Here is a 15,641-nt window from a genome sequence, read left to right as displayed (position 1 = left end):
CCGGACCCTCGCCCTGCCCCAACCCCGAAAAGACCGCACCACACAAACGCGGAGTCCCCGTCAGCGAACCGACGAGGACTCATGAACGATCGAGGCTAACGACTCAGGACACTAGTTCGGATAAGCTTGCGTCAGGTGTTCACTTCTCCGACCTGATCCGGCTCAACGGCCTTACCTTGAAGAGATTCGTGACAATCTCAACGCACGTATTGCCGAAGCCGAACGTGAAGGCTGGCTCGGCGAATTTGACTGCCTCCGGATCAGTCTGGCCGGCGCTGAACAGAAGCTTGCTCAGATGGACGAGCTTGCCGCCGGTTCGTCTGCGGTCCCGCTGGGGATGCCCCGCTTCATCGACAGCGCTGGCCGCGCAGACGGCTAGTTCAGAGAAGTCGACACTCGCGGCCTGCCCCTGCTGGTCATGGTCACCTCGGCCTCGCTCACCGACCGCGACGCCGCCAAGGAACTCCTCTTCCGCCTGCGCCTGATGCACCCCGAGATCACCATCGTCTGGGCGGGCTCCGCCTATGCCGGGAAGCTCGTGACCTGGGCAAAGAAGTATCTCAACCTCACGATCAAGACCGTGAGCCGTCCCAAGGACGCCTCCGGGTTTATCGTGCTGCCCCGCCGCTGGGTTGTCGAACGAACGTGGGCCTGGATGATGCACGCCCGCCGGCACGCGCGCGATTATGAACGGCTCGTCCAGCACTGCGAAACCTTGATCACCTGGGCAGCCATCACCCTCATGACCAGGCGTCTCACCCGAAGCGGCCGGACCAGTAAGCAAGGGCGCTGACCAGCCGAACCGTCAGCCCATCTCCCGCCGAGGGAAGAAGCGCCGCCGCAGTCGATCGCCGACTTCACCTACCACAATCACCAGCACAGCCCTCGCCGCACACCCCGCGAGGTCTGCGGGCTGACCGAGAACCTTGGTCAAAAACCAAAAGGCCACGGTAATAGCCGCCCACCACATAACCCACAGGCTGATCGCGGACCACCAGCGCCGTCTCTTCACGGCGTCAAGGTACGTGTCTCTTCCTCTGATCTGCGCGGCCAGGGATCAGAAGAGATACTTCTTCAGCGCTTGACGACCACGGTGTCGGCGGCCTTGTCGTGAAGACACTGCCTCAGTGGCTTGTCCCAGGTGCAGAAGAGACTGTCGATGAAATTGAGGACGGGAATGAACTGCATGGCCACATGGGCCAGGTGGCGACCCAACGCCCGCCAGTAGGAAAGAGGACTTCCGTTCAACTCCCGAACAACGCGGATGCGCAAGACGACCTTCCCGAGTGTCCCTCCCCACAGGTACGTGAAGAGAGGCGAGTAGCCGAAGATCAGCACGACCCAGATGGCGGGGTGAAAGATGTCTTCCACTGTGGAGGGGCTGTACGCCGCCTCACCGATGGTGACGACGCCGGTGATGAAGCCGGCACAGATAGCCAGGTCGATAATGACAGCAGCTAGCCGGGCCCACTGACTGGCCAGGGCACGCCCGTGAGTGGGGAAGACGGGCGGAGAGACAGGGATCCCCTCGCCGAGCGGTATTCGCCCGCTGTCTCCCCTGCCATCACGGTAAGGACTTCCGGGTTTTCCCAGGTCCGTATGACGATCTTCCGGTTTAGCCATGATGTCCCCCGCCGTACGCCGCGTGCGGCCATTCTCCTACAGTCCGCAGTACTTCTGCCCCAACAACAAGTGGCATAGGCCAAGTTGTTGCCACGATCCGTCCAAAACTACGCAGAGCCAGAGCCTTGGTTCAAAAACAGGTACTGAGCTTGTCGTTTATGGTCCGGCGTCGAACGTGGCTCGAACTTGGTCGGCTTTTTCGCAGTTCAGCGGACACGTAGGCGGCCTTCGTCTGATCCTGTGCTCCGTCACAGAGTGGATCAGCGCGAAGGCCGTGGTCGTGAGTTTGGTGCATCAGGGCGTCCTGCGGGATGCGTTCGCGGAAGTGTCACACTTCCGGTCGGAGCTGTACGCGTGCCTGACCGCGCGGGGCGACGCGTTGTTCGAGTTATGTGACGCGCTGCTGTGCACGGACGGGCCGGTGCGGACGCTGGTTGATCTCGCGCTCGCGCCCGAGCACCGCCGTGGTCACGGGGCTCTGTACGGCGGGATCAACCAGGGCCGGATCGATGTCGCCCGGCCGCGCCGGGCCCTGGCTGGGGTGCCGTTGCCGAGGGCGGCGGATGGTCGGCTCGTGCTGGCGGTGGATGTCTCGCCGTGGCTGCGGCCGGACGCCAACACGTGTGCTGACCGGGCCTTTTGCCACACGTTCGGCCGGGGTGAGGGCAAGCACCAGATGGTGCCCGGGTGGCCGTACTCGGTGGTGGCCGCGCTGGAGACCGGCCCGCCCGTCCTGGACGGCGGTGCTGGACGCGGTCCGCCTTCAGCCCGGCGCCGACGTCGCCGCCGTGACCACGGTCCAGATCCGCGAGGTCCTCGAGCGGCTGATCGCCGCCGACCAGTGGCGGCCGGGAGACCCGGCGGTCCTGGTCGTGCTGGACGCCGGATACGACGCTCCGCGCATCGCCCACCTGCTGGCCGGGTTGCCCGTCGAGATCCTCGGTCGGCTCCGTTCAGACCGGGTGATGCGAAGGCCGACACCCTCCCGCGAAGAGTTCTTCCTGGCCAACCCCAAGGGTGGCCGGCCGCCCAAGCACGGCAGCGAGTTCGTCTTCGGTGACACCGCAACCTGGGGCGCCGAGCAGGCCGTGACGATCACGGACACCCGGCTCTACGGGAAAGCGACCGCGCAGGCGTGGGACCGGCTGCACCCGCGGCTGACCCAACGGGCTGCGTGGCTCGACCATGACGGACCGCTGCCCGTCATCGAGGGCACCGTCATCCGCCTGGTCGTGGAGAAACTGCCCAGCGGCGGGGTCAACAAGCCGGTATGGCTGTGGTGGTCGGGCACCGGCGCTGCTGAGGCAGACGTCGACCGCTGCTGGCATTCCTTCCTCCGTCGCTTCGACATCGAGCACACATTTCGGCTGTTCAAGCAGACCCTCGGGTGGACTAAGCCCCGGCTTCGCAGCTCGGAAGCGGCCGACCGATGGACCTGGCTGGTTATCGCGGCCCACGCCCGCCCGCTGGCCACCGGCCTCCAGCGCCCCTGGGAGAAACCGGCCCCGCCGAACAAACTCACGCCCGCCCGAGTCCGCAGAAGGTTCAGAAACCTACGCGCAAAGACCGGCTCACCGGCCGGCGCACCACGCTGCCGGCACGAAGCCCCGGCGCGGGACGCTGCCTCTACCCCGGATCTGAACCCTTCGCACCTTCGGATCGAATGGGGCAGCATCGTGTGACGCGACTGCCGCCACGACCAAGGGGATGGGTTGTTCATCTTTGTCGTGCCGGCCCTGGTGCTGTTCGTCCTGGCCATCATCTGGGCCGTCCTCGGAGTGCACGGTCTGCTTCTTGGCCGCATGCCCGGCCACTGGCTCCCGCAGCGAGTGAGGCAGCCCAGGCTCTGGGGAGCGGGCGCCCTGCTGATACTGGTCAGCGGGAACGTGAACTCACCATCGCTTCTCACCGTGGGAATCGGCCTCGTCGTACTAGGACATGTCGTGAAGCCCACCCAGTGACTTCGTTGACCGGGCCCCCTCCCGAAGGTGAACGACAAGCTCAGTGCCTGTTTCTGAGCTGTTCACGACATGACGACGTCGTGGGTTTCGGTGTTTGCCCCGCTCAGAATTCAAACGGAGGGGTTTACGTGCGGAGATAGCCCCGGAGCCTTATCTCTGGCCCCGGCCGCAAACCAACCGCGGGGGTATCTTCCGGGCGTTCGGGTCTGGCAGTTCGGAGCCCGACAGTTGGTTCGGCCTTGACCTTGAGTGCACTTCAACTGCCAGCATCGGGGCAACGGAGGGAAAAGGAGTGCAGATGGAGACTCGTCAGCTGGGCAGTTCGGGGCCTGCCGTGTCCCGGTTCGCGTTCGGGGCGATGACGTTCGGCGGTGACACGGACGAGGCGGCGGCCCACGAGATGCTCGATGTGTACGCCGATGCGGGCGGCACGCTGATCGATACGGCCGACAACTACGGGAGCGGCACGTCGGAGCGCATCGTCGGCCGGTGGCTGAGCTCGCGGCCGGGCGTGCGCGAGCGCGTCCTTCTCGCGACCAAGGGCCGTTTCGGATACCCGGGCGCGAGCCTGACACCGGCGTATCTGCGCGGTGCGATCGACGCCAGCGTCTCCCGGCTCGGCGTCGACCAGGTCGACCTCTACCAGTTGCACGGCCCGGACGACGAGCACCGGGTCGACGAGGTCGTCGAGTTTCTCACCGAGATCGTCGCCGCGGGCAAGGCCCGCCACGTCGGCGTCAGCAATTTCGCCGGGTGGCAGGTCGCCAAGCTCGCACGGCTGCTGGAGGAGCGGGGCGGCCCGCCGCTGGTCTCCCACCAGATCCAGTACAACCTGCTGGCCAGGGCGGTCGAGTGGGAGGTCGTTCCGGCCGGTGTGGACGCCGGCCTGGGCACGCTGCTGTACGGCCCGCTGGCCCAGGGGTGGCTCACCGGGAAGTACCGGCGCGACCAGCAGCCACCGGCCGGCACACGGGTCGCCCACGCCGGGGACCAGACCAGTGAAGCGTGGCACCGACGGAACACCGAGGAAGTCTGGTCCGTCATCGAAGTACTCCGCGACGTCGCGCACGCGCACGGCGTGACGCCCGGCCAGGCGGCCCTGGCGTGGGTCGCCGACCGCCCGGACGTCACCGCGCCGATCGTTGGCGCGCGTACCGTCGCGCAGCTGCGCGAGTCGCTTGCCGCGGCCGCACTGCACCTTGACGAGAAGGCGGTTGCCCGACTGACCGAAGTCAGCGCGCCGCTGACGCCGAACTACCCGTACCAGATGATCGAACGGATCGCTGGTTGGCACGGCTGATATCCGCCGCGGATTCGTAGCCTGGGGCCAGGGAGCAGCAAAGTAGCTCCTGCGGCGTCGTGATCGTCGTCATGCGCTCGCCAGTTCGGCGGCGGTCTGGTCATCGTGTTCGCCCAGTATCCTCGCCGGCGTCGTAGAAGCGGGTCTCGCCGTCGGCGTTCTTCTTCAGCACCTTCATGGCGTCCATCACCGGCCGGCCTGCTTTTCGGCTGGTGTCAGAGCTAGGATTCCGGGGCCGAGATCGGCTGATCGGCTGCTGCCGGGCCGGCTTCGCTTACGGATTGGGCGACGAAGCTGTCATGGTGGCGCGAGAATTGAGCCGGTGTGAGGGCACGGTGACCTGTTGGTCGGAGGGCTGCTGACCGTCAGGGCCGAGAGGATCAGTCCCGCTGTCCTTCGCGCGAGGCCGGCTGATCGGTCCTGGGGGCCGTTCGGCTGATGATTCGTCTGGTCAGGAGGGTGACCGCCACCCAGCCCATCCGGGCCTGTACCGCGCTCAGTCACACCTCTGCCGAGGAGCTGTAGTTGTCACCGACGGTACCGAATAGCCTGCGAAGGAACCAGGTCGAAGCGGCCGGGCTGTCCCCAGAGAGGCGCCGCAGTTGTCACACACAACCGATCGCCGGTCTTCCTGTCACCCGGGCGCAGTGTGACCCGCGACGACCTCATCGCCATGCTCCGCGATCAGACCCCGGCATGCGGACCCGCACGCGACGTCTTGATCGCCGGGGGTGACTTCGTCGTCTGGGACGGCCTGGTCCCCGCCAACCGGCACGCGGGCGTCTTCCGGGGTCGTATGCACCACTCCCTGAGGCGTGGCCACACGATCGACGGCCTTGCCGTCAGCATCGGCATCCTCAAGCGGGCCGGGGAAGAGCCGCTTCGTACCGGAAGCATCGCCTCAGTGGACAAGTCGTCGGTGTTCACGATCTTCCTGAACTCCACAGCGACAGTAGTGGTGGCCTGCTGCGGCGGGCGCCGACCCGCCACCATGGAGGCGGCCGACGCCCCCGAGTGACACCAAGCCTGTCTTTGTGCCAACCACTGTGCTTCGGCTCAACACCGGGAATTCCGTGGTCACTGTTTTCCCCGAACTCAGTAGTCGGGATCCAAATAGTCGATTTCATTGATTTCGACGTCTGACAGTCCCAGAGCGCGGCCGCCGCCGTCCTGGAAACAGACCTCCTTGAATCCTTCGGCGATGATTCCGGGCATCCGCTGGTCGCTGGCACCGGCGTTGCGGGCGTCGAAGAGGCGCTGTGCGTACGTCGCTGGGAGGTGCACGGTGAGTCGCCGGAACCGTCCGTCGTCGGTGCTGCCGACCGCCGCGGTGTAACCGAACCTTGCCCTGGTCTCGATGACAATCCCGCTGGTGGCGGCGGCCTGCTTCTGTCGGCGGTGACCCGGATCTCCTGGGCGACGGCCTTGGCGCTGCCGAACTGCTTGAGCAGGTAGCCGATCTGCCCCTTCAACGTTTTCGGCGGCTCGCGGGTGAAGGATTCCCGGTCGGCGCGCTCGATCGCGTCCTCGATCTCCCCCACCGTCCACTCCCCTCGTCCAGGACGGCGTCGCCGCCCCCGAGGGGACTCCGGAGGGGCAATGAACAGGGAGCCCTCGCGATGTTCTCTCCCCCAACTGGGGGAGAGAGTTCCCCTGCGTAGGGGAACTCCCCGGCATCGTCCCCCGATGTACTGGAGGCCGTTGACACCGGAAAGGAATCGTATGCGCCCCTTCACGCGACGACGTCTGCTCACCAGCGCCGCATCGACGGCCGCGATGGCCTCCGTGGCGGGCCTGGCCGCCATGCCCGCACACGCCGTGGGCCGGACCCGCGCCACGGCCGACGACACACTGGACACCCTGCGCGAGCTTCCCGGCCTGCGGGTCATCGAGGAGCGGCCAGGTGCCGAGCCGGGCTACCGCTTCTTCGTGCTCGGCATGGCCCAGCCGGTCGACCACGACGACCCCGGGGCCGGGACGTTCGAGCAGCGCCTCACCCTGCTCCACACCGCCGCCAACCAGCCCACCGTCCTGTTCAGCACCGGTTACCAAGTGCCGCTCCAGCCACGGCGGACCGAACCGGCCATCCTTCTCGGCGGAAACCAGATCGGCGTCGAGCACCGCTTCTTCGGCACCTCGCGTCCGGCAACTCCCGACCTCAGCCACCTGACGATCCGCCAAGCTGCCGACGACCACCACCGTGTGGTCCAGCTCTTCCGCCGGCTGTACCCCGGCGCGTGGATCTCCACCGGCGGCAGTAAGGGCGGCATGGCCAGCGTGTACCACCGCCGCTTCCACCCCCACGACGTCGACGGCACCGTCGCCTACTCCGCCCCCAACAACATCGACGACCGTGAGGACTCCGCCTACCTGCGGTTCTTCGAGCACGTGGGCACAGCCGCCGCCCGCGACGCCCTGAAGACGGCACAGGGGCACATGCTGCTGCGCCGGGCGGACCTGCTCGCCCGCTACGAGGCCTGGGCAGCCGCCACCAATGACACCTTCCGCATCATCGGCAGCGCCGACAAGGCACTGGAGATCGCGATCCTGAGGGTGCCGTTCATGTTCTGGCAGAACCAGACCGTCGAGGACGCCGTCTCAATTCCCGGCCCGGACACCTCCACCGACGCGCTGTACGCGTGGTTGGACCAGACGGCCGCCCTGCCCGTCTACGCGGACTCCGTGGCCCGGGACTTCATCCCCTACTGGTATCAACTCGGCACGCAGATGGGCTATCTGAACGTTCCGGTCGGCCATCTGGACGGGCTCCTGCGCTACCCCGACGCCATCGAACCTCGCAGCTTCGTACCGCGAGACGTCCCGATGCGGCTCGACGCCGCGGCCATGCCCGACATAGACCGCTGGGTACGAGGGCGTGCCGACCGGCTGCTCTTCGTCAACGGCACCCAGGACCCATCCGTCGCCGAGCCCTTCCGACCCTGCCGCCGCGACACGCGCGTGCTGTGGGTGCCGGGCGGCAACCATCACGTCACGATCGCGAACTTGTCCCTCGCCGACCGCGCCGAGGCTGTCACAGCGCTCCGCCGATGGGCCGAGCGGGCTGAACCACAGCGTCGGAAGCGCGAAACCACGTCCGTCACCAGCGGCGCCCGCCCCCGCCGGCTTCGCAACGGAGTCGGCTGACCGACGTCCGACCGTCAGCGAAGCGCCGATCCCGGTGCAGGACGTTCCGGCCGCCGGACGGCGAGGAAGCGCCATGTCGTCGGTGCGTCCGCCGCCGGTGTGTGCTCGTACGTCGCCGACGAGGAGGTCGTCGGGTGGAGCTCTGCCGTACGGGATCTCCTCCACCACGTCCGGCCACGAACCCAGCTCCCCTCCCCCGCACTGCCTGTCGCTGACGAGAGCCGCACCGGGTACGAGCGAAGCACGTTCCGCCATTGGACCGACGCCGACAAGGACGGGTGCAATACCAGCAAGGAGACCATCCTGGCGGAGGCCGTGATCGCACCGCAGGTGAAACGCGGAGGCGTGCAACGCCCAGGGCCCACCCGGCGGCGCATTGCGCGGTGCCCGGTGCCGTTAACCGGCGAGGCTGAACGCTCCGCCTGCGGCGATCAGCGAAACGTTGCTGAGGCTGTTGACGGGTGTGGAGAGCGCCGTGCGGTCGACGGCGATGCCGTCGCCGATCTGGCCGTTGTTTTAGCCCACGGCGCTGACCTTCCCGTCGAACGTCATCAGGATGCGCGCCTCGCGGATCGCGCGGCTCTGAGTCTCGATGCGCCGTCCGGATCCGGCACGACACGTACAACTGTCCGGGGCCGGTATGTGTCTAGGGGTTACAGGTGGCCGTTCCACTGAAAGACGCCTCCCGTTCAGCGATGTCCCGACAGAGGAATCCGCCAATGCCGACCCCGCCGTACCAACGCCGCGTCTCCCGCTCCGCCGTCGCCGCCCTCGGTGCCGTCGGGCTTGTCGCGCTGGGCGCCGCTCCCGCTGCCGTGGGCGACGAGGCGCCGCCCTCTCTGGCCCTCGGAGACATCAAGCCGATCACTGGAGTGAAACCGGGGAGCCCGGTCGATCTGCCGGTCACCGTCGTGAACAACGGCACCACGACCGTCGAGAAGCTGTGGATCAAGTACACCGCCACCCGGGGTCTCGCCTTCCCGGAGGTTCCCTCCAACTGCCAGAAGCAGTACGTCGGTGCGTACGACGAGATGCCCGAGCGGTGGATCGCGATATGCGCGTTCGACAAGGCGGTGAAGCCGGGCGTCGCCTATACGCCCCAGAAGCCGTTCGCCGTCAAGGCCGAGAAGCACGCCTTCGACGACGAGATGTGGGTGACCGTCACGGATTACGAGCCGTCACCGGACGAGAACAGCACCCCGACCCCCGGCACCGCACCGGAGATCGAACTGATCGAGTCGCCGACCGGGGGCACGGGGTCTACCGACCGGTTCAGGGTGCCCGTCACGTCGGTCAACACGGCCGACTACGAGGTGACGGGCGCGGCGTTGCGGGGGAAGCCCGGCGACACGGTGACGATGAAGGTGACTTTCACCAACACCGGCCCTGGCTGGGTCTGGTCGAAGCCGGGGACTCCGTGGACTTCCGTCCTGGTCACGCTCCCCGCCGGAACGTCGGTCGTCAAGCCCGACTTCTACTGCAAGGCCAAGGGCAAGGTGTATAACTGCGGCCTCACGACCCGCCCGCAGGAACACCTCGAGACGGCGGCCTTCACCTTCAAGTTGAAGATCGACAAGAAGGTGGCGGGTGCCAAGGGCTCGGTGGCGTTGAGCAACCGGAAACTGCCGTTCGACCCCGACAAGGCCAACGACACGGCCCCCATCACGCTGGAGGTCACCGGCGGGGAGCCAGGCACGACGGGCGGTACGGTCGGCGGCTCCGGCTCGACCGGCGGATCAAGCGGCGGCTCCACCGGCGGGCCGTCGGCCGGCGGTACCGGTACGGCCACAACCGCCGGCAACCTCGCGGCGACCGGCTCCTCCTCCGCCACACTCCCGATCGCGGGCGCCGCCGCCGCAGCGGTCGTCACAGGCGCAGGCACCATCCTCGTCGTACGCCGCCGGGCGCGGCACGACAGCTGACGGACTGACGACGCACCCCGTGCTCCCCGCCTGAGCGGGACACTACTGGGTCCCTCGCAGTACGACGGCGCGGCGGTCGCCTCTCGCGTACCCTCCGCGTGGCCGCCCGCCCCCGCCGCTGTGGTACAGCTCGCCCCGGTCACTCCGCAGGATAGATGTCCCCGGCCGCCATCATGCTCTCCTGCTCGCAGTCGAACTCCAACTGCCGGGCTTTGCGCTCCAGACGCCCGCGCTCCTCAGGGTCGCTGGTCCGTCTAGCCTCCGCTTTCGCAGCAACGGCCGCTTCGCGCATTTGCCGGACGTGGCGCCGCGATTCGCCTCTCTCGTTCATGATCGAGCCTCGCCTCATCACCGAAACGTGTCCCTTCCAGGGAAACAGGCCCGGCGGCCGAACGCCACCCGGGGTGACGATCATCCCCGCGCCCGCAGGGACGATTCCGGCAAGTCCGCGTTCACGGACACCTTGACGAACTGCTCCCCGCCCGCACGGGTTGGTACCCCGAGCAGTGGGTAGCCGCTTTCAAAGAGCGCCATAACGGCGCGCAACCAACCTGTTCTGCGGGTAGTAGATGCTCGTCAGCGCAGTACCCGGGTGCTCGTTGAACAGGGTGGTTCTCAAGTGCGCTGCGGGCCTCGTCCACGGCCCTGTAGGCATTCTCCAGCTTTTCTCGGGGATGGACTCGGGGCCTTGGCGGGTATAGGCGTTGCTGAGTTGCACAGAGAGGTGGAGGAGTTCGTTTCGGATGGCGGCCATTTGAGTAGTTCCATCGTCCACTCTCGCTGCTCGACGGTGTCTGGGACGGCGATCCCGCGAGCTCGTTCGATCTGGTGCCAGGAGGTGTCGGGATCGACGCCGTTGAGGATGAGGAGTGCGGCGGCGAGGAGGGATGAACGTCCAATGCCGGCTCGGCAGTGGGCGACGACGTGTGCGCCTTCGTGCAGCTGTTCGGCGAGTCTGTGCAGGGTGGGCAGGATGGTGGTGAGGTGGGGGACGGTGCGGTCGGGGATGGGTATGGCGACGAACTGCAGCCCGGCCGTGATGGCTGCCCGGGATTCGTCTGCGAGGCCGAGTTCGTCGAGTTCGGGGCCGGTGAGCGCACAGACCAAGACGTCGACGCCGCAGTTTTTCAGCGCGGCCATCTCGTCTTCGAGCCAGTCATTGCCACGGGGTCTGGCCATGGTGCTCAGTCGTCCCGGGCCGGAGAAGTCGATGGTGAAGAGGTCGGGTCGCATGTCAGCAGCACTTTCGTTCAGTGGGGTCAGGTGATGGTCGGACGGTCAGTGGCAGGGGTCGGCCGAGTTCGGCGCGGAGCTCGTTCGGGGTCGGGCCCGCTGGGGTGGCCACCTCTGCGAGGCGCTCGAGAAGGCGGTCGAGGGCGCTCTGGCACGTCGACGGCGGCGCGTTCCTCTTCGGTGAGCGGAATACTCACGAGCATGCGCTGCAAGTTGGCCTTGGCTTCGACGAGTTGGGATCTCGTCGATTCCTTGGGCGTGTAGAAGTCGCAGCGGACGCAGGCCATCCGGTGCCGGCACTGTTCGAAGAACGAGTAGGAACACAGCCCGTGACCGAGATCGTAGTACTGCCATGGTTCACCGTTGGCCGCGGCTCCGGAGGTGATGGCGTCGCGGTCGAGAAGGACCCTCTAGCTGGTGACGCCCTTCACGGGAGCGAGCCGGTATACGCCAGAATCCTGCCGCGAGGGTCAGCCTCCAGCACCGTGGCCCTCGGCAGGTGATCCGACAGCGCTGCCATCACCGTATTTCAGAGGGACACCCGTGCTGTTCCGCCGGCGGAGAACAGCGGACCGACCGGGCTCGACGATCACTACAGTCCAGTCTCATGACGACGATCACGACGCGTACGGTCGAGTACCCGGCCGACGGTTTGACGATGATCGGGCACCTCGCGCTCCCTGCCGGTGTCGACCGCCGGCCCGCGGTGCTGCTCGGACCAGAGGGCATGGGGCTCAGCGACGTCGAGCGCCGCCGGGCCGATGCTCTCGCCGAGCTGGGATACGTAGCGCTGGCCTTCGACCTTCACGGCGGGCACTATCTGGGTGACCCCGAGGAGATGCTGGCCCGTTGCATGCCGCTGCTCGCCGACCCCGACCGGATGCGGGGCATCGGCCATGCGGCGCTCGACGTGTTGCGCGCCGAACCGCGGACCGACCCCGACCGGATCGCCGCCATCGGCTACGGCACCGGAGGCGCCGTCGCGCTGGAACTCGGGCGCGACGGCGTCAACCTGCGCGCGATCGGCACAGTCAACGCACTGACCACGGGCCGACCGGGCGAGGCCGCGCGCATCGGGTGCCCGGTGTGGGCCGGGGTCGGGTCGGAAGACCCGATCATGCCGCCCGCGCAACGGGACGCGTTCACCGCCGAGATGCAGGCCGCGGGCGTCGACTGGCGCCTCGCGGTCTACGGCGGCGCCTTGCACGCCTTCCACCACCCGCCGGTCGACCACCCCACGGTCCCCGGCGTCGGCTACCACCCACAGCACGCGCAGCGCGCCTGGCACGACGTTATCGACCTGCTCACCGAGTGCCTGCCCGTAACGGGGTGATCTGGGGACATGACCCAGGCAAACAGCCTGGCGCCAGGTTTGGTCCGCGTCGGACACTCACAGTCCCCTCCCCTCAAGTCCGCACAGCAGAAGCACATTAGGGCGGATGCTCGATCGCGGAAACGCGTTCGCAACTGCCGTGGTAGGTACCGGATTTACTGCGGCCGCGAGGTTGACCCCGTGTACGGTGACCGCGTTTCTGTTCAGTCACATGGTGAAGAGGAAGCCGAGCGCGTCGCAGTGGCTTGGCGGGCTGTGACCGACTGGCTTGCCGAGCATGCCCACACTTCGTACGCCTCCCTCCTGCCACCCGCGACGGACGAAGAGCTCGCCACCGCCGACTCCCAGCTCAGGCAGCACCTCGGGGTCGGGCTGCCCGTGGAGCTGGGCGCGCTGTGGCGACTGTGTGGTGGTGTGGAGCACCAGGACATCGAGGCCGACGAGCGGGGCGAGACCTTCTCCGGGGAGTTCCTCCCGGACGGGCGGCCTCTCTCGCCGGCCAAGGCGCCGGCCCCGCGCCTTCCCGGGCCCGGGACGAAGGACTTCTGGGGCGCCGAGGTGGTTCCCTGGCTCACGGGGGACGACGAGGACGCTCCACTGCAGGGCTCCTACATCGGCGCCCGTGGTACCGGGAAGTGGTCGTTCGAGGACAACCCGGCCGACACGCCTGATTACCCGTCGATGGCCGCCTACCTGGAGAGCGTTCACCGCACGCTGACCATCGGGCCCGCGAACCTGATGAGTTCCGATGTGCCCGGCGTCGTGTGGGGCTGCCTGATCTGGGACCGTCCCGAGGGGTCCTGGCTGACGGATGCCGCCGGGCACTGGAGCCCGGTCCACTGACCGGAGCGGTCCCCGCCCGGACCCGGGCGCGGACCGTCAAGGATTGCCTGCTACGGCTTGGCCATCGTGCAGAGCAGTGTGGCCTTGGACAGATCACACGCCCTGAACCAGTCATCGCCCGGGTCGACGGTGTAGGCATCGCCGTCCAGAACCCGGAACGTCTTGATGAATGCCGGGGCGGCGAACCCGAACTGGTTCATCGATCCGGAGTCGACCTTCAGCGACACCGACGACCGACCGCAGTTCTCCGCGAACGTCGGAGCGTCGTAGCGGGTGCCATCAAGCAGGTGCTCACTGCCGTCGTCGGTCTCGGCCGCAACGGTCTGGATGCACTCGCCACCACCGTCCGCGCCAGCAGTGTTCTTCCCGCCGATCGCCTTAGGCGTGCCAGGGGACTGGTAGGCGGCGGAGAACGGAAACTCGTCGCAGGAGATCGCTTCAGGAGCGCCTTCGGTGATCTCCGGGTGCAGGGCCCTCCAGGGGTACTTGAGGAACAGCTTGGTGGGAACCCATCCGTCCGTGCGCTTGGACCGGGACTTGGAGCACATCACCTTGTTCCGGCTGTCCTCAGTCTCATAGCCGTTCGCATTCGCTTCTGGGACGGCAGGTAGGTCAGTGGATCGGAGCGGTTCTTGCCGCCTCCCTTGACCTTCGACTTGTTCTGGATCAGCCAGGCATGCGCCGCGGCAGCCGGGTACTTACCGGTGTTGAAGTTGTATCGAGGGAAGTACTGCGGCAGCACACACCGACTTGTGGCTGGCCGTTCCGGTGGCCATATGGGAGTCGACCGGCCGGCTGTCGCCGCCGCCCTTCCAGCTCAGGTCGTTGTAGAAGTCGAAGTTCCTCACGTCCCTGCTGTCCGTGGCTCCCTCGCAGGCAGCGCGATGTTCCCGTCGTCCGGGTGGGCAGGCGGCGGCTGCGGGGTATCCGTCAGCACCGGGTCCGCAGAGGCCGTGTCGAGCACGGGGAGCTTGATGTCCAGCTTCTGGGCCCGGTTGTAGTCCCGGTTCCCGGCAGTGAACCCGTAGTCCTTGATCGGGCCGACGTTGCCCGCCCGGTCCACGGTACGCCTCTGCGTCAGGTGGTCGCCGTCAGCGGCCGGGGTCGCGGTGTAAGAGGCTTCGGGCGCTACGGCCCTGCCGGCCGGCGTGATGAAGCGGACGAGTCGGAGCATCAGCGCGGGCTGCGTCCACAGAGCGCCACAATTCGCTCTGATGCGGGCGCCGTGTCTGGTATCTCGACCGGTGGCGCCAGGATTCCGGTGCCCTGCGCAGCTTCGATCATCGGGCGAGCGATGGGAAGCAGTTCCTCGGCGACGTCGTTCTCGATTGGCTGCGAGATGCCGATTCCGACCGCGACGTCCCATGCGTGCACGGCGAGGTCCGTTGTCATCTGCCATCCGTAGAGGGAGGCGTCGGATTCACCGAAGGACAGGTGCACCATGCGTTCGGTAGCTCCCTCCTCGGTCCATGCTCTTCGTGCGTTCGTTGAGGCCTCCGACCACGCGCGTACCGGATCGTCGCCCAGGACATCGCCGTCGTATCGGTCGCCCACCTCAGCGAGAGTGGCGCCGTTGAGCAGGTGCGGTACCCAGAGCTGTTCGGAGACGATGTGGTTGACCACGTCGCGGACCGTCCATTCAGTGCACGGGGTCGGGTTGTCCCACTGGTCGGCCCGGACGAGACGGACCGTTCGATCGAACCAGGTCAGCGTGCGGCCGTGGCTGTCCAGCAGGCTCACCGCACGTCTCCCCTCATACCGGGTCCGCGATTCAGTACTGTCCCCGTCACCGCGACACCGCGAGGTTGAATCGCGTGCTGCCCAGGGCTCGCGCTGTTGCGAAGTACAGTGACCCGGCTTGTTCGGTCGCGGCGGCCGTGTCGATGCCGCCCAGGTCGATGATGCCGGCATCGGGCCAGCCCAGGTCGCCGAGCAGGCCGATGATCACCGTCTTCGCTACGCCGTCGTCACCGCTGACGAAGACGGTGGCCGCGGGGACCGATGTGAGCGGGTCGACCATGATGGCGAAGTTCATCGTGTTGAGGGTCTTCACCACGCGTGTCCGCGGGAATCGCGTCTGGATTCGGACGGCCACCCCGTCGCCGGTGTGTGCTGTGGCGGTCTGCGGGGTGATCGTGGCCGAGGGGTCGAGCAGGATCTTGTCGCCCAGCACCTCGTCCCCGATCTCGTTCAGGACGTCGAGCACGTCCTTGCCGGGCAGGGCGGTGATGACGAGGTCGGAGGAGGTGACGGCGCTGCGGTGGTCGAGCCGGTCGGGTCCC

General features: G+C 67.2%; 13 protein-coding genes and 3 pseudogenes. 8 read left to right on the top strand and 8 right to left on the bottom strand.

Annotation, left to right across the window (positions count from 1 at the left end; genetic code table 11):
• Window positions 1-388: 388 nt before the first annotated feature.
• Window positions 389-775, top strand: a pseudogene (locus tag ACFWV8_RS36935) (transposase); the annotation flags it as partial.
• 299 nt (window positions 776-1,074) lie between these two features.
• Here ACFWV8_RS36935 and ACFWV8_RS36930 read toward each other — a convergent pair.
• The gene (locus ACFWV8_RS36930) at window positions 1,075-1,623 is read right to left on the bottom strand and encodes an RDD family protein (protein WP_384214679.1); all 549 of its coding nucleotides are present in this window, start codon (window positions 1,621-1,623) and stop codon (window positions 1,075-1,077) included.
• Between the two features lie 280 nt (window positions 1,624-1,903).
• Here ACFWV8_RS36930 and ACFWV8_RS36925 point away from each other — a divergent pair.
• The 3 genes and pseudogenes from ACFWV8_RS36925 to ACFWV8_RS36915 form a co-directional block, all read left to right on the top strand.
• Window positions 1,904-3,251, top strand: a pseudogene (locus tag ACFWV8_RS36925) (NF041680 family putative transposase); the annotation flags it as partial.
• Window positions 3,252-3,882: 631 nt separating this feature from the next.
• Window positions 3,883-4,884, top strand: a complete 1,002-nt coding sequence (locus ACFWV8_RS36920; RefSeq protein ID WP_384214677.1) for an aldo/keto reductase — start codon at window positions 3,883-3,885, stop codon at window positions 4,882-4,884.
• A gap of 649 nt (window positions 4,885-5,533) precedes the next feature.
• Entirely contained in the window at window positions 5,534-5,902 is a 369-nt protein-coding gene (locus ACFWV8_RS36915; RefSeq protein WP_384214675.1) for a hypothetical protein, read from the top strand.
• 77 nt (window positions 5,903-5,979) lie between these two features.
• Here ACFWV8_RS36915 and tpg read toward each other — a convergent pair.
• A pseudogene (gene tpg / locus ACFWV8_RS36910) lies at window positions 5,980-6,425 on the bottom strand (telomere-protecting terminal protein Tpg).
• Window positions 6,426-6,606: 181 nt separating this feature from the next.
• Here tpg and ACFWV8_RS36905 point away from each other — a divergent pair.
• Complete coding sequence (locus ACFWV8_RS36905; RefSeq protein WP_384214673.1) at window positions 6,607-8,028, top strand: S28 family serine protease; 1,422 nt, start codon at window positions 6,607-6,609, stop codon at window positions 8,026-8,028.
• Between the two features lie 719 nt (window positions 8,029-8,747).
• The gene (locus ACFWV8_RS36900; RefSeq protein WP_384214671.1) at window positions 8,748-9,950 is read left to right on the top strand and encodes an LAETG motif-containing sortase-dependent surface protein; all 1,203 of its coding nucleotides are present in this window, start codon (window positions 8,748-8,750) and stop codon (window positions 9,948-9,950) included.
• A gap of 139 nt (window positions 9,951-10,089) precedes the next feature.
• On the opposite strand, the gene ACFWV8_RS36895 is transcribed toward ACFWV8_RS36900, so the two are convergent.
• On the bottom strand, window positions 10,090-10,281 hold the full coding sequence (locus ACFWV8_RS36895) for a DUF6381 family protein (protein WP_384214680.1): 192 nt from the start codon (window positions 10,279-10,281) through the stop codon (window positions 10,090-10,092).
• A 284-nt stretch (window positions 10,282-10,565) separates the two neighbouring features.
• Window positions 10,566-11,183: a tyrosine protein phosphatase gene (locus ACFWV8_RS36890; RefSeq protein ID WP_384214669.1), complete on the bottom strand. Its 618-nt coding sequence runs from the start codon at window positions 11,181-11,183 to the stop codon at window positions 10,566-10,568.
• Between the two features lie 607 nt (window positions 11,184-11,790).
• Here ACFWV8_RS36890 and ACFWV8_RS36885 point away from each other — a divergent pair.
• Together ACFWV8_RS36885 and ACFWV8_RS36880 are read left to right on the top strand one after the other, a co-directional pair.
• Window positions 11,791-12,516 carry a dienelactone hydrolase family protein gene (locus ACFWV8_RS36885; RefSeq protein WP_384214668.1) on the top strand — a complete coding sequence of 242 codons (726 nt, stop codon included), beginning with the start codon at window positions 11,791-11,793 and terminating at the stop codon, window positions 12,514-12,516.
• A gap of 255 nt (window positions 12,517-12,771) precedes the next feature.
• A complete protein-coding gene (locus ACFWV8_RS36880; RefSeq protein ID WP_384214666.1) occupies window positions 12,772-13,359 on the top strand; it encodes a hypothetical protein in 588 nt (195 codons plus the stop codon).
• 50 nt (window positions 13,360-13,409) lie between these two features.
• Here ACFWV8_RS36880 and ACFWV8_RS36875 read toward each other — a convergent pair whose 3' ends face one another.
• The 4 genes from ACFWV8_RS36875 to ACFWV8_RS36860 all read right to left on the bottom strand — a co-directional run.
• Window positions 13,410-13,907: a hypothetical protein gene (locus ACFWV8_RS36875; RefSeq protein ID WP_384214665.1), complete on the bottom strand. Its 498-nt coding sequence runs from the start codon at window positions 13,905-13,907 to the stop codon at window positions 13,410-13,412.
• A gap of 296 nt (window positions 13,908-14,203) precedes the next feature.
• Window positions 14,204-14,533 carry a hypothetical protein gene (locus tag ACFWV8_RS36870; RefSeq protein ID WP_384214663.1) on the bottom strand — a complete coding sequence of 110 codons (330 nt, stop codon included), beginning with the start codon at window positions 14,531-14,533 and terminating at the stop codon, window positions 14,204-14,206.
• Window positions 14,533-15,099 (bottom strand): TIGR03086 family metal-binding protein, encoded by a 567-nt coding sequence (locus ACFWV8_RS36865; protein WP_384214662.1) that lies wholly within the window; start codon window positions 15,097-15,099, stop codon window positions 14,533-14,535. Before ACFWV8_RS36865 ends, ACFWV8_RS36870 begins: the two co-directional genes overlap by 1 nt.
• A gap of 46 nt (window positions 15,100-15,145) precedes the next feature.
• A partial coding sequence (locus ACFWV8_RS36860; RefSeq protein WP_384214660.1) for an NADPH-dependent F420 reductase occupies window positions 15,146-15,641 on the bottom strand: 496 nt, incomplete at its 5' end.

Origin of the sequence: Streptomyces sp. NPDC058665, from assembly GCF_042714995.1 — a bacterium.
In the GTDB taxonomy this organism is placed as follows: domain Bacteria; phylum Actinomycetota; class Actinomycetes; order Streptomycetales; family Streptomycetaceae; genus Streptomyces.
This window is presented reverse-complemented; position numbering and strand designations above follow the sequence as displayed.